This is a genomic window from Brevundimonas sp., from assembly GCF_051860745.1.
GTDB lineage: Bacteria > Pseudomonadota > Alphaproteobacteria > Caulobacterales > Caulobacteraceae > Brevundimonas.
In genome coordinates this window covers 54,829-72,830 of sequence record NZ_JBHYDN010000006.1, presented here as the reverse complement: position 1 = coordinate 72,830, position 18,002 = coordinate 54,829, and the positions used below count along the sequence as shown (strand labels likewise).

The 18,002-nt window shown below is 68.2% G+C and carries 19 protein-coding genes; 6 read left to right on the top strand and 13 right to left on the bottom strand.

Annotated elements, in window-relative coordinates; all coding sequences use genetic code 11:
• Positions 1 to 20: 20 nt before the first annotated feature.
• A complete protein-coding gene (locus ACTIEW_RS08910; protein WP_439477555.1) occupies positions 21 to 995 on the bottom strand; it encodes a hypothetical protein in 975 nt (324 codons plus the stop codon).
• Between the two features lie 144 nt (positions 996 to 1,139).
• Positions 1,140 to 2,483, bottom strand: coding sequence for a trigger factor (tig, locus tag ACTIEW_RS08905; protein ID WP_439477554.1), 1,344 nt, complete (start codon positions 2,481 to 2,483; stop codon positions 1,140 to 1,142).
• Positions 2,484 to 2,676: 193 nt separating this feature from the next.
• On the opposite strand from tig, the gene ACTIEW_RS08900 reads away from it, so the two are divergent.
• Positions 2,677 to 3,378 carry an MBL fold metallo-hydrolase gene (locus tag ACTIEW_RS08900; protein WP_439477553.1) on the top strand — a complete coding sequence of 234 codons (702 nt, stop codon included), beginning with the start codon at positions 2,677 to 2,679 and terminating at the stop codon, positions 3,376 to 3,378.
• Positions 3,379 to 3,386: 8 nt separating this feature from the next.
• On the opposite strand, the gene ACTIEW_RS08895 is transcribed toward ACTIEW_RS08900, so the two are convergent.
• Complete coding sequence (locus ACTIEW_RS08895; RefSeq protein ID WP_439477552.1) at positions 3,387 to 3,668, bottom strand: hypothetical protein; 282 nt, start codon at positions 3,666 to 3,668, stop codon at positions 3,387 to 3,389.
• 131 nt (positions 3,669 to 3,799) lie between these two features.
• Here ACTIEW_RS08895 and ACTIEW_RS08890 point away from each other — a divergent pair, with 131 nt between their 5' ends.
• Together ACTIEW_RS08890 and ACTIEW_RS08885 are read left to right on the top strand one after the other, a co-directional pair.
• Positions 3,800 to 3,961 (top strand): hypothetical protein, encoded by a 162-nt coding sequence (locus ACTIEW_RS08890; RefSeq protein ID WP_439477551.1) that lies wholly within the window; start codon positions 3,800 to 3,802, stop codon positions 3,959 to 3,961.
• 119 nt (positions 3,962 to 4,080) lie between these two features.
• A complete protein-coding gene (locus ACTIEW_RS08885; RefSeq protein WP_439477550.1) occupies positions 4,081 to 4,308 on the top strand; it encodes a general stress protein in 228 nt (75 codons plus the stop codon).
• A 59-nt stretch (positions 4,309 to 4,367) separates the two neighbouring features.
• On the opposite strand, the gene egtB is transcribed toward ACTIEW_RS08885, so the two are convergent.
• From egtB to ACTIEW_RS08870, 3 genes are all read right to left on the bottom strand, one after another.
• The gene (gene egtB, locus ACTIEW_RS08880) at positions 4,368 to 6,527 is read right to left on the bottom strand and encodes an ergothioneine biosynthesis protein EgtB (RefSeq protein WP_439477549.1); all 2,160 of its coding nucleotides are present in this window, start codon (positions 6,525 to 6,527) and stop codon (positions 4,368 to 4,370) included.
• A 98-nt stretch (positions 6,528 to 6,625) separates the two neighbouring features.
• Positions 6,626 to 7,639 (bottom strand): threonine aldolase family protein, encoded by a 1,014-nt coding sequence (locus ACTIEW_RS08875; RefSeq protein WP_439477548.1) that lies wholly within the window; start codon positions 7,637 to 7,639, stop codon positions 6,626 to 6,628.
• 3 nt (positions 7,640 to 7,642) lie between these two features.
• Positions 7,643 to 8,617 (bottom strand): mechanosensitive ion channel family protein, encoded by a 975-nt coding sequence (locus tag ACTIEW_RS08870; RefSeq protein ID WP_439477547.1) that lies wholly within the window; start codon positions 8,615 to 8,617, stop codon positions 7,643 to 7,645.
• Positions 8,618 to 8,721: 104 nt separating this feature from the next.
• Between ACTIEW_RS08870 and ACTIEW_RS08865 the strand changes: the two genes are divergently transcribed.
• Complete coding sequence (locus tag ACTIEW_RS08865; protein ID WP_439477546.1) at positions 8,722 to 9,327, top strand: hypothetical protein; 606 nt, start codon at positions 8,722 to 8,724, stop codon at positions 9,325 to 9,327.
• 78 nt (positions 9,328 to 9,405) lie between these two features.
• Here ACTIEW_RS08865 and ACTIEW_RS08860 read toward each other — a convergent pair whose 3' ends face one another.
• Together ACTIEW_RS08860 and ACTIEW_RS08855 are read right to left on the bottom strand one after the other, a co-directional pair.
• A complete protein-coding gene (locus ACTIEW_RS08860; RefSeq protein WP_439477545.1) occupies positions 9,406 to 11,223 on the bottom strand; it encodes a response regulator in 1,818 nt (605 codons plus the stop codon).
• A 99-nt stretch (positions 11,224 to 11,322) separates the two neighbouring features.
• Complete coding sequence (locus tag ACTIEW_RS08855) at positions 11,323 to 11,631, bottom strand: BolA family protein (protein ID WP_439477544.1); 309 nt, start codon at positions 11,629 to 11,631, stop codon at positions 11,323 to 11,325.
• Positions 11,632 to 11,676: 45 nt separating this feature from the next.
• Here ACTIEW_RS08855 and ACTIEW_RS08850 point away from each other — a divergent pair, with 45 nt between their 5' ends.
• A complete protein-coding gene (locus ACTIEW_RS08850; RefSeq protein WP_439477543.1) occupies positions 11,677 to 12,348 on the top strand; it encodes a J domain-containing protein in 672 nt (223 codons plus the stop codon).
• Between the two features lie 36 nt (positions 12,349 to 12,384).
• Here ACTIEW_RS08850 and ACTIEW_RS08845 read toward each other — a convergent pair whose 3' ends face one another.
• The 4 genes from ACTIEW_RS08845 to ACTIEW_RS08830 all read right to left on the bottom strand — a co-directional run bounded on the left by ACTIEW_RS08845 (position 12,385) and on the right by ACTIEW_RS08830 (position 16,226).
• A complete protein-coding gene (locus ACTIEW_RS08845; protein ID WP_439477542.1) occupies positions 12,385 to 13,512 on the bottom strand; it encodes an ABC transporter permease in 1,128 nt (375 codons plus the stop codon).
• A 1-nt stretch (position 13,513) separates the two neighbouring features.
• The gene (locus ACTIEW_RS08840; protein ID WP_439477541.1) at positions 13,514 to 14,422 is read right to left on the bottom strand and encodes an ABC transporter ATP-binding protein; all 909 of its coding nucleotides are present in this window, start codon (positions 14,420 to 14,422) and stop codon (positions 13,514 to 13,516) included.
• 203 nt (positions 14,423 to 14,625) lie between these two features.
• Positions 14,626 to 15,603, bottom strand: coding sequence for an HlyD family secretion protein (locus ACTIEW_RS08835; protein ID WP_439477540.1), 978 nt, complete (start codon positions 15,601 to 15,603; stop codon positions 14,626 to 14,628).
• On the bottom strand, positions 15,600 to 16,226 hold the full coding sequence (locus ACTIEW_RS08830) for a TetR family transcriptional regulator (RefSeq protein WP_439477539.1): 627 nt from the start codon (positions 16,224 to 16,226) through the stop codon (positions 15,600 to 15,602). The genes ACTIEW_RS08835 and ACTIEW_RS08830 overlap by 4 nt, the downstream gene beginning before the upstream one ends.
• 124 nt (positions 16,227 to 16,350) lie before the next feature.
• Between ACTIEW_RS08830 and cobS the strand changes: the two genes are divergently transcribed.
• Positions 16,351 to 17,355, top strand: a complete 1,005-nt coding sequence (gene cobS / locus ACTIEW_RS08825; protein WP_439477538.1) for a cobaltochelatase subunit CobS — start codon at positions 16,351 to 16,353, stop codon at positions 17,353 to 17,355.
• Here the strand turns inward: cobS and ACTIEW_RS08820 are convergent.
• On the bottom strand, positions 17,352 to 17,972 hold the full coding sequence (locus tag ACTIEW_RS08820; RefSeq protein ID WP_439477537.1) for a DUF2239 family protein: 621 nt from the start codon (positions 17,970 to 17,972) through the stop codon (positions 17,352 to 17,354). The two genes, cobS and ACTIEW_RS08820, sit on opposite strands and share 4 nt — an antisense overlap.
• Between the last annotated feature and the right edge of the window lie 30 nt (positions 17,973 to 18,002).

Sequence of the window (18,002 nt, the reverse complement as noted above, 5' to 3'; positions counted from 1 at the left end):
CGATCTACGTCCGGCAGGGGTCAGGGCTGTTCGAGGTCTTCGGGTTCGGCGGCGCCGCCGCGGTAGGCGCTGGCGATGGCGGAGGCGACGGCCTGGACCTGGGCCCTCTGGTTGATCCGGTGGGTTTCCGAATCGACACTATACAGCCCTTCCAGATAGGCCCGGTCCCAGCCCGTCAGACCCGTCGGCGCCGTCGCCGGATCGTCGAACAGGTTCAGGATGGTGTCGAAACGTCCTGTATCCGCGTCAGGATCGACCTGGGCCATGGCGATCATGGCCACATAGTCCCCGAGCTGCTCCAGGCTGGCGCCGTTCAGTTGATCGACATCGACGATGATGAAGACCCGTGTGAGGATATCCTCGGTCTGGTCGTTGAGACGGGAAGGAGCGTGGATCCTGGTGTTCGGCGCATATTCCTGGGCCGAAGACCCGAGCGCATTTGGGGCCGCTGAGCCCCCGACATAGCCGGGCAGACGCACCACCGGGTCTCCGGTCTCGCTGTCCACCGGCAGGCTGACGTGCCACCAGCGGACGGGCCGTTCCTCGTTGATGAAGTCGCGCAGCTCGGCTGAACCGCGATCCATGCCCGCGCCGCCGACCCGGAACAGCCGGGGTCGCATGGCCACGAAGGCCTCGGTGAACCCGGGTCCGTCGCTGGTGGCGACGATCAGGACGCTGGGATGGCACTCGGGCTCGTGGGCGCGGAGGCCCAGGCTGCGGGCCACGTCGGAAACACGGTCGGCGAGAAACTGGGCCGTCCCGGACTCCAGATTCACGACGCCGACGCACATGCCGTCCTTCCAGCGGGCCAGACCCCGGCGACGCGCGGGCGCCGCGACTTCGTCGACATAAGCCTCCGTGGTGTCTTCGAGCCGCCGGGCGTCGACCACCACGTCTTCCAGCCGGACGGGGTCCTGGGAAGCCGGCGGCGTCTGGGTGATCGGGGCGGATTGGGGCGACGCAAGCAAGGCGGCGGCCATCAGGGCGTACAACATAGCCGTGTCCCAAGCTGAATGGACACGGAGCGTAACAGTGTTTCGACCGGTCGGGAACAAGCCCTTCGGACCGATCCCGGGCATGAAAACCCCGCCCCGGCGGGACCGGGGCGGGGGTGATGTCGTCAGGCCGGACGCCGAACCCTAGATGTCGTCGTCTTCCTTGAGCAGCTCTTCCTTGGTGATCGGCGTGTCCGTCACCTTGGCGGTGTCGAAGATCAGGTCGCAGACCTTCTCCTCATAGATCGGGGCGCGCATCTGGGCGGCGGCGTTGGGGTTCTGGCGATAGAAGTCCAGCACCTGACGCTCCTGGCCCGGATAGTTGCGGGCCTCGTTCATGATGGCGTTGTTCAGCTCCTGGTCGGTGATCTGGACGTTATTGGCGCGGCCGATCTCGGCCAGCACCAGACCCAGGCGCACACGGCGCTCGGCGATCTTGTGGTACTCGTCCTTGAGCTTCTTCTCGGACTTCTTGGTGTCCTCTTCCGGCAGGCGGCCGGCTTCCTTGTCGGCCTGGACCTGCTGCCAGATGCCGTCGAACTCGGCCTCCACCATCTTGGGCGGCAGCGGGAAGTCGTGGGCCTTGTCCAGGGCGTCCAGCAGGGCGCGCTTCAGCTTGAAGCGGGCGGCGCCGGTGTACTGCTGGTTCAGGTTGGTGCGCAGCAGCTCCTTGAGCTTGTCCAGCGACTCGATGCCGATGCGCTTGGCGAACTCCTCGTCGACCACGGCAGGGGCCTCGGCCTTGATGGCCTTGACGGTGACGTCGAAGGTCACGGCCTTGCCGGCCAGATGGGCGGCCTGATAGTCCGCCGGGAAGGTCACGTTCAGGACCGTCTCGTCGCCGACCTTGGCGCCCTTGAGCTGCTCCTCGAAGCCCGGGATAAAACGGTTGGAGCCGATCACCAACTGGGCAGCCTCGGCGGCGCCGCCCTCGAAGGGTTCTCCGTCCAGCTTGCCGAGGAAGTCGATGGTGACCTCGTCGCCGTCGGCGGCCTTGACGGTCTTGCCCTTCTTGTCCGCATAGGACTTGGCCTGACCGGCCAGTTCGGCGAGGGCCTCGTCCAGATCGGCGTCGGTCGCCTCGTAGGTCGGGCGGGCCAGCTTCAGCTTCTTGACGTCGGTCGGAGTGAAGTCGGGCATGACCTCCAGCGCCATTTCATAGGCCAGGTCTTCCTGACCGGCGATGACCCTGTCCATGTCCGAGGTCAGCTTCATTTCGGCGGGCGCGGCCGGTCGCACCTTGGCGTCGTCCAGGGCCTTCTGGCTCGAGGTGTTCAGCGCGTCGTTGACGATCTCGCCCATCAGGTCGCGGCCGAAGGTCTTCTTGACGTGCGACATCGGGACCTTGCCGGGACGGAAGCCCTTCAGCTTCATCTGCGGCGCGACTTCCTTCAGCTTGGCGTCCAGCTTCTGGTTCAGCTCGGCGACAGGAATGGTCACCGCGATCACGCGGCTGAGACCTTCGTTGGATTTTTCGACAACTTGCATGGCCGGATTCTGACGCTCTGTGGCGGCGCCATTGAGGCAGGCGCTGCGCGGTGTGGGTAAAGCAACAAGGGCCGCCCTTTGGAGGCGGCGCCTTTGAAGCCCGCCCTTATGTCGAGGACGGTCCGAAAGGTCAACGTGAGACGCGGGAAACGGGACGGTTTCGGGAAGGACGCCGGCGCGCTATCTGGACGGCATGAGTTCCTCCCCCGCCCCCATCGGCGTCGCCGTCTTTCCGGTCACGCCCCTGCAACAGAACTGCACCCTCGTCTGGTGCCGCAAGACCATGAAGGCCGCGATCATCGATCCGGGAGCCTCGGTCGACGCCCTGCTGGGCGCGGTGGCGAAACAGGAACTGACGCTGGAGGCCATCTGGATCACCCACGGCCATCTCGACCACGCCGGCGGCGCGGCCGAGATGCAGGAGAAGACCGGCCTCGACATCATCGGCCCCCATCCGGACGACCAGTTCTGGATCGACGGCATCCCGGCCCAGGGTCAGATGTATGGCCTGCCCGAGGCGCGCAGCTTCACCCCGACCCGCTGGCTGGGCGACGGCGATGTGCTGACCCTCGGCGAGACGGTGTGGGAGGTCTGGCACTGCCCGGGTCACACGCCGGGCCATGTGATCTTCTTCAACCGTGAGGCGCGCTTTGCGCAGGTCGGGGACGTGCTGTTCCAGGGATCGATCGGCCGCACCGACTTCCCGCGCAGCGACCACGCCAGCCTGCTGCACGCCATCACCACCAAGCTCTGGCCGCTGGGCGACGACGTCACGTTCGTGCCGGGGCATGGGCCGACCTCGACCTTCGGGGCCGAGCGGCGCAGCAATCCGTTCGTATCGGACGCCGCCATGCGCGGCACGCCGATCGCCCGTCCGGCGACCGGGCCGTCCTGAGAGTCGGCCTAGCGCGCAGCCAGCATGCCGATCACCACCCCGAGGGCGAGCGCATAGAGCGTCGCCTTGAGCGGCTCGGCCTCGACCGTCCCCCGCAGCCGGGCGACCCGCTCCTGCCCCCAGTCGCGCACCAGCCCCGCGTCCTCCCGCACCGCGCGCCGCAGCGGACGAGCGTGGCGTTCGTCTTCCAGCAGGATGGCGTCCGCCTCCCGATCGAGGCGGGCCGAGGTGGAGTCTGCGTCCGCCTCGATGTCGTCGGCGAAGGTCTGTCCCGTGTGGGGCTCGGTCATGGCGTGGTCTTTCCGTCGGGAGATTCGCCTGCTTCAATCCTCTCTGATCAGCCCGGTTCCGGGATCACCTCCAATCGTGATTGAACGGCGCCCACTGCCGCCGCGTTCTCCTTTCAGGAAGGAGAAAAGCCATGACCTTTATCGAACCCGACAGCCCCGGCGGCCAGCCGGAGATCATGCCGCCCGAGACGCCGGGACCGGACATCGATCCGTCCGGCGCACCCGACGAAATACCGCAACAGGACCCGGGCGGCGGCGGCGAAGGCGACTCCCGACCGTACGGTGGCGAGTGAGCGCCGCTCGGCCAAACCCTGTGATTCGCTCGCAATTGTGTGACCGCCCATCCGGAACCGGAAGCGGCGCAGGGGGTTCTTCCCCCGAACCGCCATCGTCGCCACGAAAGGAGCCTCCAATGGCTCAAGGTCAGCCCACCCGAGCCTCTGGCGTCTCCAAACGGGGCTTCGCCTCGATGGATCCGGAACGTCAGCGTGAGATCGCGCGCAAGGGCGGCGCCAGCGTCCCCAGCGAGAAGCGCAGCTTCTCCCAGGACCGCAGTCTGGCGGCCCAGGCCGGCCGCAAGGGTGGCGAGGCCTCTCACGGCGCCCGCCCCCGCACGACGCCGCCCATCGTCGCCGAATAGGCTGCGCGGCGCGCCGATCCGAACAAGGCGGCGACCGCTCCGGTCGCCGCCTTTTTTGTTCAGGCCTCGAACAGCGCCAGGGCGACCGCGGGCTCCGGGCTGGTCTCGAACCCGGCCACGGTCCAGCCGGCCGCCCCGGCCAGTTCGCGCACGGAGTCCCCGGTGTATTTCCGCGAGCTTTCCGTATGGATGGTCTCGCCGCGCCTGAAGGCGATGCGGCGGCCGTCGAGCAGGACGGTCATGTCGCGAGTCGCCTCGAGATGCATCTCCATCCGCGACGCCGTGGCGTTCCAGACGGCGCGATGGGCGAAGGAATCCACGTCGAACCCGGCCCCCAATTCGCGGTTGGCGCGCACCAGCAGATTGCGATTGAAGGCGGCGGTCACGCCTGCGGAATCGTCGTAGGCGGCGATCAGCGTCTCGGGCGCCTTGACCAGATCGACGCCCAGAATGAACAGGGCGTCCGGGCCCAGAAGGCCGCGCGCCGCCGTCAGGAAGGCGATGGCCTCGTCCCGCTCCAGATTGCCGATCGTCGAACCCGGGAAGAAGCCGATGCGCCGCCCCTGCCCGATCCCGGCCGGCAAGGCCCCCAGATGCAGGAAGTCGCCGACCAGCGGAGTGACCGTCAGCGCCGGATAGGCCTCGGCGATCCGGCGGGCGGCGGCGTCGAGGGCGTCGGCGCTGATATCGATCGGAACATAGGCGCCGAGGTCGGTGGCGGCGTCGAGGACGATGCGGGTCTTCTCGCTGGCCCCCGATCCGAACTCGACCAGGGCCGCCTCGGGTCCGAAGCGCGCCGCCCAGTCCGGGGCGACGCGCCGCAGCAGGGCCGCTTCCTGCCGCGTCGGATAGTATTCCGGTAGCCGGGTGATGGCCTCGAACAGGCGCGAGCCCTCGGCGTCATAGAACCATTTCGGCGAGGCGACCTTGGGAGAGCGCGACAGACCGGCGATCAGATCACGGCGGAAACGGACGGTCTCGCCCTGATCCGTCGCGCGGACCAACGGCGCCGGAGCGTCCCCGGCCAGCCGCAATCCCGTGAAGGCCCAGCGCTGATGCGGATAGAAGAAATTGCGGTAGCTGACCCGCGCATGGCCCTCGGGCGTGGCGAAGCTGGAGCCGCGCAGCGCCATCTGGTTGGCCATGAATTTCCCGTTGTACTCCGACGCCGCGCCCTCGGTCGGCTGGAAACCCGGATAGGGGGCATAGGCGCTGGCGGTCCACTGCCAGACCTCGCCGAACGCATTGGAGAAGGCCTCGGGGCGGCAGCGCACCGCATGCTCCCACTCCGCCTCGGTCGGCAGCCGCTTGCCGGCCCAGCGGGCGTAGGCGTCGGCCTCATAGAAGCTGAGGTGGCGGACCGGCGCCGCCGGATCGACCGGCGAACGGCCCGCCAGACCCATGGTCGTCCAGCCGTCGCCATCGCGGCGCCAGTACAGGGGGGCGTCCCAGCTCTCGGCCTGAACCGTCGCCCAGCCGTCAGAGAGCCACAGCTCGGGGCGGGCGTAGCCGCCGTCCGCGATAAAGGCGAACCAGTCGGCGTTGGACACGAGGTCGTTGGCCAGCGCGTAGGGCTCCAGCCAGACGCGGTGCGCCGGCCCTTCATTGTCGAAAGCAAAGCCCGCGCCGTCGTGGCCGATTTCGACCAATCCGCCGTCGAACCGGCTGGTTCCCCCCAGCGCCCGCTGCGCCGGGCGCGCGCGCGGCTCAGCCTGATAGGCCCCCGGATCCAGCGGCGAGCGGGCCATCAGGTTCAGCAGGTCCATCAGGAACAGCTCCTGATGCTGCTGGTCGTGGTTCAGGCCGAGGGTGAACAGATACAGCCGGCGCGGATCGGTCGGACCCTCTCGCAGCCAGGCGGTCATGCGCCGGTCGATCTCGCGGCGATAGGCCAGCACCTCGTCCAGCGAAGGCCGGGTCATCAGTCCTCGCGCGGGGCGATCGACCCGCGGCCCGAGCGCCTCGTAATAGCTGTTGAACAGGGTCTGGAAGCGTGGATCGACCGGGCGGTAGCCGGGCTCCTCGCCCAGGATCAGGGCCTCGAAGAACCAGCTGGTGTGGGCCAGATGCCATTTGCCGGGGCTGCAGTCGGGCATCGACTGCGCCGCCAGGTCCTCCGGGCTCAGACCCTCGGCCAGAATCGGCATGGCGGCGCGAACGACCCGGAAGGCCATGAGGTCGTCGGCGGTGCGATCGGCGATGCGCGACGGTGCGTTCATGTCAGTCCTTCCGGCCCCGGACCGATCGCCGTCAAGCGAGAATGGTCTCGTTTTGTTCTATTTAGATGGGACATGGCGACTGTTCAATGACGTCGCGCTCAAAGCGTTGCGATAGCCTGCAAGAGTTCGTCCACGGCCTCTTCACGGGTCGCCCACGAGCAGACAAACCGCACCGAGCCGTCGTCGAAACGATAGCAGGCCCAACCAGTGTCGTTCAGCCGTTGGTGCGCCTGGGGCGGCATGCGCACGAACACCGCATTGGCCTCGACCGGATGGGCCAGGGCGAAGGCCGAGCGGGTAGCGATCCCCGCCGCCAGCCGCTGCGCCATCAGATTGGCATGGGCGGCCCCGGCTTCCCAGTCGCCGCTCTCCAGCAAACCCAGGATGGGGGCGGCGAGGAAGCGGGTCTTGGACGCCGTTTGCCCGGCCTGTTTCAGCCGGTTGTCGATCCGGCGGGCCAGCGACCTGTCGAACATGACGATGGCCTCGGCGCAGTTGGCGCCGGCCTTGGCGCCGCCGAACACCAGAACATCGACGCCCAGTCGGGCGATCTGCGTCAGGTCGAAACCGGCGGCGGCGGCGTTGGCCAGCCGCGCGCCGTCCATATGCACGCCGTGCCCCTTCAGCTTCGCCGGCTCAATCAGGTGACGCAGTTCCTCTTCGGTATAGACCGTGCCGTATTCGGTGGACTGGGTCAGGCTGAGCGCCGCCGGGGGTTGGCGGTGGCCGACCTCGGGCTCGTCCAGGATCGCCTGAAGCGCCTTCGGCTCGATCTTGCCCGACAGGCCCGGCAGGCCGATCAGGCCGACGCCCGAGCCGAAGAAGCCGGGGGCCCCCGTCTCGTCGGTGCAGACATGGGCCGCATGATGCGCCAGCACCGCCTCGTGCGGCCAGGCCAGCATCGAAAGGGCGATCGCGTTGCCGGCGGTGCCGGAGAAGACGAACCGGATTTCGGCGTCGGCGTCCAGCCTCGCGCGGATCAGGTCAGCGGCGCGGGCGGTGATGTCGTCGGCGCCATAGGCCCGGGCAAAGCCGTCGTTGGCGGCGACCAGGGCCCCAAGCGCGGCCGGGGCCATGCCGGCGGTGTTGTCGGAGCCGAAGTCATAACGCATCGGTCAGCCTTCCTCAGTGTCAGATGAGTCATCCGCGCCGGCCGACCGGCTCACGCCCTTCTGCTCCACCGTGCGGACTGTGACGACCGGCATGGCGTCTTCGTCCCCATACGGAACAGCGACCTGGTGCGGGAACGGAATCTCGATGCCCGCCGCGTCTATCGCTTCCTTGCCCGCCTGCATGAGGTCGGCCTGGGTCTGCCACCAATCCTCTGATTTGACCCAGGCCTGCAGAGTGATCTGAACCGCGCTGTCCAGCAGGCCGGTTACGCCAGTCCATGGCGGGGGATCGTCCAACACCTTCTCGTGGCCGTCGGCCACACCCGCCAGAACCGCCCTCGCAGCGCGCAGGTCCTCGCTGTAGCCCACGGTGAAATTGATCTCGACCCGTCGGGTCTTCTGGCCGGACAGGTTCAGGATCACGTCGCCCAGCACCTTGGCGTTTGGGACGATGATCTTGTGGTTGTTGGCGTTGGACATCTGGGTGGTGAACATGTCCAGCCGCTGGACAGACCCGGACACTCCACCGATGTCGATCACGTCGCCGACCTTGTAGGGCCGCAGGACCAGCAGCAGCACGCCCGCCGCCACATTGGACAGCGTCCCCTGAAGGGCGAGGCCGACCGCAAGGGAGGCGGCGCCGAGGACTGCGATAATTGAGGTGGTCTGGACGCCCAGTCGCTGCAGTACGGCGATCAGGCCGATGATGTAGACGATGACCCGAACCACCTGCACGGCGAAGCTGAGCACCGTCTGGTCGTGACGGAAGCCGCGGACCCGCGACAGGGTCCGCCGCGTGACGCCCGAGACCCAGCGCGCGGAGATCACCGTCGCGATCAGGATCACCACGGCGATGATCAGGTTGACCGCGAAGTCTCCGGCGATGTCAGTCAGCTTGACGATCATCGCCGCATCGACCGACGCGGCCTTTTCGCCGGCGGCGAAGGCCTGATTAAGAGGAGAGAGCAGGGAAGACATGTCCCGGGTCTAACGTCTCCGCCCCGTTTTGGAACCCCATGGGTATTGCAAACGCTGTTCGACGGGAGCGAGTTGGCCACACATGATCGGCCTGAGGGGGTTCCGTGAAGCTGTCGTCACTGAAGGTCGGCGTGGACGTGCCCTGGGTGACCAGCTGGACCGGAGAGCCGTCCCTCGGGGTAGGCCCCTGCCCTTCCGTCGGCGGCGCACTGGCCATCCTTCAGTCCGACAATCCTGGTCAGGGCAAGCCACTGTATTCCCAGAACCATGCCGTACGGCAGCGGCTGTCGGTCCGCGACATGCGGTGCCCGATGTGTGGCCATCCAACCCTGGCGAACGACCGGTGGACACAGGTGGCGCATCCGGTGGCCGCTGGCCGCCTGCGGGCGGACCGACGGGGCGGCTGGCTGCCGGCTGAACTGTCGGACGACAGCATCCTGGTGGACGCGGGCGCCATCGCTCCCCTGCATCGGGCCTGTGTCGACCGCTCGCTCCGCTACTGCCCGCACCTCAAGGCCGATCCGCACATCGACGTCCGGCGCTTCCCCGACCGCTGGATCGTCCTGCCGCTGATGGCCCGCGCCGAGGCGTCCGCACAGCTGTTCCTGGCCCGACCCACACCAGCCCGGACAGCGGCGGTGATCGGCTTTCTGCAACTGTGCGGGCTGACCGGCGAACGCGACCCGGCATGGCGAGGCGCGGGCAGCTGACGCGAAAACACCCAGCAGGTTTCCCTGCGGGGGCGCTCTTCAGGATGTCGGCGTGTCCTGGTTGAACAGGCCGCCGACTCAGGCGGCGGCTGCCGTCTCGCCGGTGTCGACCAGCGCCCGGATAGCCGACCGCCCGCCGCCGACCCGGTTCATGACCTTGGCCAGGGCGGCGAAATCGATGGGCTTGTTCAGATAGGCGTCGGCTCCGGCGTCCAGGCCCGCCGCATGGTCCTCTCTGCGGGCCGAGGCCGACAGGACGACGATAGGCGTGTCATGGTTCGGGCCGTCGCCGGCGCGGATAGCCCGCGTGGCGGTGAGGCCGTCCATCACGGGCATGTTCACGTCCATGATAATCAGATCGAAGCGTTGCTCGTCCGCGGCCTCAACAGCGATCTGACCGTTCTCGGCGGTGGCCGAGGCGTGGCCGGCGGAGCCCATCCAGGCTTCCAGGATCATGCGGTTGACCGGATGGTCCTCGACCACAAGGACGCTCAGCGCCCGGCCGTCCTTGACCTCGGCGTGGATCGGCTCGGCCGCCGCCTGACGGGTCCATTCGACCACATCGGCCTCGACCGTGAAGGTGAAGGTGGAGCCCTCGCCCAGGGTCGACACCACGCTGATGTCGCCTCCCATGATATTGGCCATGCGCCGCGAGATCGTCAGGCCCAGGCCCGTGCCGCCGAACCGGCGGGTCGAGGAGGCGTCGACCTGGGTGAAGGGCTGGAACAGCCGCGCCAGATCATCCGGCGCGATGCCGGCTCCGGAATCGGTGACGGCGAAATCGAAGCGGACGCGGCCGTTTTCCTGCCGCTCGCCGCGGACCAGATAGGACACCCCGCCCTTGTCGGTGAATTTCACCGCATTGGAGAGCAGGTTGTGAATGACCTGACAGACGCGCAGCGGGTCGCCGCGCACCACGGCCGGGATGTCGCCCTCGAAGCGGGCGGTGAAGGTCAGACCCTTGGCCTCGGCCTGGGCCTGGAACGGTCCCGTCACCCGCTTGTGCAGGTCCTCGACCGACACATCGACCGTCTCGAAGGTCATCTTGCCGGCCTCGATCTTGGTCATGTCGAGGATGTCATTGAGCAGGCTCAGCAGATTGTCGCCCGAGTTGCGGATGATCGACAGATATTCGCGCTGGGTCGGCTCCAGCCGGGTCGCCCCAAGCAGCTGGGCGGCGCCCAGGACGCCGTTCATCGGCGTGCGCAGCTCGTGCGAAATGACTCCGAGAAAATTGGACTTGGCGTCGCTGGCGGCGTTGGCCTTGTCGCGCGCGGCCTCCAGTTCCTCGATCAGATGGGACTGATGCTCCTGAAAGGCGCGGATGCGTTCTTCCCGCAGCATGGTCATCATCACCAGAACCACCAGACCTGAACCGGCCAGCGGGATGATCGAAAGGAAGGGCCAGAACAGCGGGCCGCCCCACATGCTGATGAGGATGACCGAAGCCGCGAGGCCATAGGGCGAGGAGATGACCAGGGCCTGTCGCGGCGAGGCGCGCAGTTGCGAGAACACCAGCACATAGCCGCATACCAGCAAGGTCGCGGCGAGCGCGGGTCCGAACGGGTGGCCGGAATACCAGGCGATCAGGGGCGCGGTCGCCCAGGCGGCGGTGGTCGCGGTCGCGACGGCTGGAAATACGAGCCCCCAGCCCGTGCCGACCCGGTCGCTGATGCGCTTTTCCACTGCGCCGCGGATGGCGCCGGCGGAGACGGTGCCGACAAACCACACCGCCGCGCTGGTGAAGCCGACCGTCGCCAGCAGGCCCAGCGCCCAGGTGCCGATGATTATGTAGCGGAGGTATTGGGTCTGGAGAATCGCGCGCAAGGCCTGCGCGGCCTCGCCGGCGCCGGGTTCGCCCGTGGTCGACTTGCCGATGCCGTCGGATTCAACCATTGCCACCAACCCCTCATTTACCCCGACCGGGACGCTAGGATGAACCTTCTAAGACGAGGTGAACGTGACGCTTCTGTCATGACCGATGTTCGGCGAACTTCAGCCGACCGGGGTTTCGGCCTCCGCAGGGGTCAAGGCCCGGATCGACACGGCATGGACCGGGCCGGCCAGTTCCTCCCGTAACAGGGCGTTGATGGCCCGCTGGCGCTGCACCCTGCCCTGCCCCTCAAACGCCGCCGAGACCACTGTGAGGTTGAAATGGCTCTCGCCGCCGGGGCGCCCGTCCATGCCGCCTTCATGGTGGTGACCCGCGTGCCGCGCGCTGTCGTCCTCGATCTCGAGCCGGTCGGGCGACAGGCCCGCCGTCAGTTTTTTCCGGATAATCGTCGCAATCGGGCCTTCCGGCATGGGTGTGTCCTTGTTGGTGACCAATTCGACCTTACACTTCGATCGATGTCATCTGCGTTTGAATACAAGCCACGCTTCAAGGATATGCGGATCAAGCCGCCCCGCCCCGAAGAGGAGGCGGCGGAGGCTGACGTCCTGCACCTCAAGCCCGGAGAAATCCGCTGCCAGTGGCCCGACTGCAGCAAGCCGGCGACGGCGCGCGCGCCCAAGTCGCGCGAGCGGCTGAACGACTTCTATGACTTCTGTCAGGGCCATGCGGGCGAGTACAACAAGGGTTGGAATTTCTACGCCGGCATGAGCGATGGCGAGGTTCGCGCCGCCAAGGAAAACGAGGCCATGACCGGCGGTCGCCCGACCTGGGAGATGAAGGCGGGCAAATTCAGCCGCGAGGCCGCCGCCTTCGCCTCGAAGATGGGCACGGCCAACACCAAGGGCGCCGGCAGCTGGCAGGACAGTTTCGGCCTGTTCGGCCGGCGCACCAAGGAACAGGCCGGACCCGCCGGCGAGGACACGCTTCGCCTCGGCAAGCTGGAGCGCGCCGCCCTGTCGGTGCTCGATCTTGACGCCCGGACCAACAAGACCGGGGTCAAGGCGCGCTATCACGAGATGCTGAAGCGCTTCCATCCGGACCTGAACCAGGGCGATCGGGGCGCCGAGGCCAAGCTGCAAAGCGTCATCAAGGCCTACAAGACGCTGAAGAAGGCGGGGCTGGCCTGACGGTTCACCGGGTTTTCGGGCGTCCCTGACCTTCGCCTAATCCAGCGTCGTCCGGTACCGCAACATCGCCAGCGCGCCGACCACCAGCACGAAGAGGGCGAGGGCCAACAGGCTGGGCCCGGCGTTCTCCAGCCCGACGCCCTTGAGCAGCGATCCCCGTACGACGCGCAGGAAATGGGTAACGGGGATGGCCAGGCCGATCGCCTGGGCCCAGTCCGGCATGCCCCGGAACGGGAACATGAAGCCCGACAGCAGGATCGACGGCAGCATGTAGAAGACGCTCATCTGCATCGCCTGCAACTGCGTCTTCGAGACCGTCGAGATCAGGAATCCCAGCGACAGGGAGCCGATGATGAACAGCATCAGCCCCGCCCCGAGAGCAATCCAGCCGCCGCTCATCGGCACCTGGAACAGCAGCCGCGCCAGGACCAGGATCACCACTGCCTGGACAAGACCGACCAGCACATAGGGCGTCAGCTTGCCGACCATGACCTCGAGCGGCTGCACCGGCGTGGCCAGCAGACTCTCCATCGTGCCCCGCTCGCGCTCGCGGGCCATGCCCAGCGAGGTCATCATCACCAGGGTCATCGACAGGATCACGCCGAGCAGCCCCGGCACTATGTTGTAGGCGGTGATGGCCTCGGGATTGTAGCGCCGGTGCACAATCACTTCGAACGGCGGTGCGCCGGGCGCGCGGCCGGCCAGCGGCCCCGTCAGGTCACGAACCAGGGCCTGGGCCGGCAGGTTGGCGAGGGCCGCGACCGCCCCGCTGGTCGCTGACGGGTCCGAAGCGTCGGCCTCGACCAGCAGTTGGGCCCGGTCGCCGCGCACCACCCGCCGGGTGAAGTCGGCCGGGATGATGACGGCGAACTGGACCTCGCCCCGCTCCAGCGCCCGGTCCAGCTCGCCCTGGCTGCGCGCCTCCGTCACGACGTCGAAATATCCGCTGTTCTCCAGCGCCGTCAGGATCGAGCGCGAGAAGGCCCCGTGATCCTGGACCAGCACCGCCGTGGGCAGGTTCTTTGGATCGTCGTTGATGGCGTAGCCGAACAGCAGCAGCTGCAGGATCGGCAGCAGCAGGATCATGGCGTAGGTCAGCCGGTCGCGCGTCAGCTGCACGAACTCCTTGGCCATGATGGCCCAGGTGCGTGTCAGGGACAGCATCTCAGGCCGCCTCATCCCGGCCGGCCTCGAGATCGTGGATCAGCTGGATGAACACATCCTCCAGCGTCGGCCGGGTCTCGGACCAGTCCAGCGGCGGCTTCCGGTACGGCTGGATCGCCGCTTCCAGCGCCGCGCGGTCGCGGCCGGAGACGTGCAGGGTGGTCCCGAACGGCGCGGCCATCTCCACACCGGGCCGGCCGCGCAGCTCGGCCCCCAACCGATCTGCCCCCGGCCCCTCCCCGTGGAAGGTGATCAGGCCCGAGGCCTCGATGACCTCGTCCGCCGTGCCGCGCGCCAGGGTCCGCCCGCCGGCGATATAGGCGATCTCGTGACAGCGCTCGGCCTCGTCCATGTAGTGGGTCGAGACCAGTACGGTCATGCCGTCCGCCGCCAGCGCATGGATCTCGTCCCAGAAGGTGCGCCGCGCCTCCGGATCGACCCCCGCCGTCGGCTCGTCCAGCAGCAACAGGTCGGGCCCGTGCAGGGTCGCCGCCGCCAGCGCCAGCCGCTGCTTCCACCCGCCGGACAGATGGCCCGCCAGCTGCGCCCGCCGCGGCGTCAGCCCCAGCCCGTCCAGCGCCGCCTGCACCCGCTCGCGCCGCCGGTCCAGTGCGTGCACCCGGGCCATGAAGGTCAGGTTCTGCTCGATCGACAGATCCTCATAGAGCGAGAATTTCTGAGTCATATAGCCGACCCGCTGTTTGATCAGCCGCGACTGGGTCATTACTTCATGGCCCAGCACCGTGCCCTCGCCGCTGTCCGGCGTCAGCAAGCCGCACAGCATCCGCAGGGTCGTGGTCTTGCCCGCCCCGTTGGGTCCGAGGAAGCCGCAGATACGGCCCCGGTTCACGGTGATACCGAAATCCTTCACCGCATGCAGCGACCCGAACGACTTGTTCAGTCCCCGCACGTCGATGACTTTCTCCGAGCCCTCCCCCTCGAGGGGGGAGGGTTGGGAGGGGGTGGAGGCAGGATGTTCGTCAGAGCGCCCGGATAGGCTCCGGCCGTCCTTCGACGACGCCTCCCGCACCATCTCCTTTGACGGACTGCCGCCACCCCTACCCCCAACCCCTTCCCCCTCGAGGGGAAGGGGAGTCGATTTGCGGCTCCCGCTCATGGGTTTGTCCCGATCGGAAAGACATCCACCGGCAGGCCGGGGTTCAGGGTCGCGGCGTTCGCCGGCAGGGCCTCGACGCGATAGACCAGCCGGTCGCGGCTGCCCTTGCTGTAAAGGATCGGCGGCGTGAACTCGGGTCGCGGGCTGACCCAGGTGATCCGGGCGCTGCCCGTCGCCACGCAGCCGTCGCAGCTGAAGCTCACGGTTCGGCCGGGGCGATAGCGCGCCATCTCGGCCTCGGGCACGAAGAAGACCAGCTTGACCTCATTGTCCGGCAGCAGGGCCAGGATTGGCGCATTGGCCGCGGCCCATTCGCCGGGGCGATAGAAGATCTCCTCCACCCGCGCCGCCGACGGGGCCGCGGGCGACAGCTGACCCAGTCGGGCCTCGGCCTCGCTCAGCCCGCCCTCAGCCTGGGCCGTCTGCTGTTCGGCCTGGCGAAGCGCGTCGTCGCGGGCGCCGAGGGTCGCCACCTCGCGCCGCCGCCGCACCGCCGCGGTCCGGGCCCGGGCCGCGTCGCGCGCCGCCCGCACCTGATCCAGCCGCGCCGGGGCGTAGATGCCCTGCCGCACCAGCGGCGCGATGCGACCATAGTCGGCGTCGGCCGCCCGTTCGCCGGCCAGGGCCGCCTGCAGCTCGGCGTCGAACACTTCCAGCTCCTGCGCCCGCTGGCCCTTGCGCAGGTCTTCGGCCCGCGCCTCGGCGGCGCCCACCGCCGCTGCCGCGCCGGCCGCCTGGGCCCGCTGCACCCGCGGATCGATCAGGAAGGTGCGGCCGCCCGCCTCCACCCGCTCGCCCTCGCGCACATACAGCGCGGCCACCGCCCCCGACACCGGGGCCGCGAGGTAGATCCGCTCCCCCTCGACATAGCCGGTGAGGGTCGGCGCCTCGCTGTCCCGCAGGAACAGCAGCCAGACCAGCAGGCCCAGAACCGCGATCGCCGCGATGATCAGCACCGGCCGCAGACGTTTCATGGCCTCATCCCCTTCAGGACCGTATCCAGATGCTGGTCGGCCAGCGCCGCCACATCCACCGGCGCCGCCCCGACCGGCTCGAACGTCTCGCGCCAGACCATGGACAGGACCATCGGCCCCATCAGGCCGAAGGCGAACAGGCGCGGGTCGCCGGGGCGCACCTCGCCGCGCGCCTGGGCCGCCGCGATCAGGCCGCTGATCAGCCGGACGCCCGGCTCGACCACCGTCTGGTGCCAGATGGTCGCCAGTTCGGGATGATTGCGGCTCTCGGCAATGACCAGCTTGACCACGCCGGTGATGCGGCGATCGACGGCCACGGTCCGGGCCAGCATGCCGAAGCCCATGCGCGCCGCCGTCTCGAAAGGGATGTCCGCGGTGGCCATCGCCGTCACCCGCTGGATATTCGGCGAGATGGCCTCCGTGACCACCGCCCGGAACAGGTCGGCCTTGGTCTCGAAATACAGGTACAGCGCGCCCTTCGACACGCCCGCCCGCTTCGCCACCTCTTCCAGCCGCGCCGCCTGGAAGCCGCGCTCGGCGAACACTTCCAGCGCCGCCGCCAGGATTTCGGCCGGGCGGTCCGCTGGCCGGCGGCGGAATTTTGGCTCTCCGGGCGGCAGCATGAACACTCCTGCTAACTGACTGGTCAGTTATTTACTCGCTTGAACCGCGACTGTAAAGCGCGGTTCTTGCTCCCGGCCTCCACCCGGTGCTGGACCCCGCCCCCGGGCTTTTCTATGGAAGCGCATGACCTCCCTGCTCGAAGCCTCCCCCGACCCGCTGTTGACCCTGGAACCGCACCGCAAGGCGACCGTGCGCGAGATCTTCGGCGTCGACTCCGACATGACCGTGCCGGTCTTCACCGAGCGCGACAGCCATGTGCCCGAGATCGACGACGCCTATCGCTTCGACCCCCAGACCACGGTGGCCATCTGCGCCGGCTTCGCCTTCGACCGCCGGGTCATGGTCCAGGGCTATCACGGCACCGGCAAGTCGACCCATATCGAGCAGGTCGCCGCCCGCCTGAACTGGCCCATGGTGCGGGTCAACCTCGACAGCCACGTCAGCCGTATCGATCTGGTCGGCAAGGACGCCATCGTCCTCAAGGACGGCAAACAGATCACTGAATTCCGCGAGGGCATGCTGCCCTGGGCCATCCAGCGCCCGATCGCCCTGTGTTTCGACGAATACGACGCCGGCCGCCCCGATGTGATGTTCGTGATCCAGCGCGTGCTGGAGGCGCAGGGCCGCCTGACCCTGCTGGACCAGAACCGCGTCATCCGCCCGAACAAGTGGTTCCGCCTGTTTTCGACCACCAACACCATCGGCCTGGGCGACACCTCGGGCCTGTACCACGGCACCCAGCAGATCAATCAGGGTCAGATGGACCGCTGGAACATCGTCACCACGCTCAACTACCTCGATCATGACGTCGAGGCCGAGATCGTGGCCGCCAAGGTCCCCGAATGGTCCGACGCCGACGGCCGCCGCCGCATCGCCGCCATGGTCCGCGTAGCCGACATGACGAGAAACGCCTTCATGAACGGCGACATCTCCACCGTCATGAGCCCGCGGACGGTCATCACCTGGGCCCAGAACGCGATCATCTTCGCGGGGGATGTGGGGTTGAGCTTCCGGCTGACGTTCCTGAACAAGTGCGACGAGCTGGAGCGTCCGACGATCGCGGAGTTCTACCAGCGGGCGTTCGGGGAGGACCTGCCGGAAGCGGCGACAAGGGTGAAGGTGGGTTAGGGCGTCCCTTCTCCCCTTGCAGGAGAAGGACCCACTCGCCCCGCCCCATTCCGCCAGGCCCCCCTGGCCATCTCCCGCGCCGTCTCCCGCACCCCCTCCGGCCAGCCCTCCACCGCCGCGTCGAACGCCGTCCAGTCGCCCGCGAACAGCATCCGCGTCGCCTCTTCATAGCCAGGCAAATCCCCCGCCATCGCGGTCATGAAGCGATACGTCGCCTCCTTCGCTCGCCGCGCCCGGTCCGGCCCCTCGGCCGCCTTCAGCGCGCCCTCGACCAGTTTGCGGAGCGCCACCGATGCCCCGCCCGGCTGGCGCGCCAGCCAGTCCCAGTGGCGCGGCAGCAGGGTCACCTCGCGCGCGACCACCCCCAGCTTCGGCCGCCCCGGCCCGCGCTTTTCCGCCATCGGGACGAGCGCCGGGCCCAGCCGCGCCCGCGCCCCCGCCAGGTCGCCCCGCAGATCGAGGTCGACCACCCGCCCGTCGACCAGATCAAACACCAGCAGCCCCTCCCCCGCCGCCGCGGCGGCGTGGATGGCCGGCAGGGCCCGATGGAGGGGCGCACGGGCGATCCGCTCGGCGCCGACGAAGGCGACTACGGGCAGGTCGGACGGAACGGACATGACGAACTCCCGGATGACGGCCATACGACC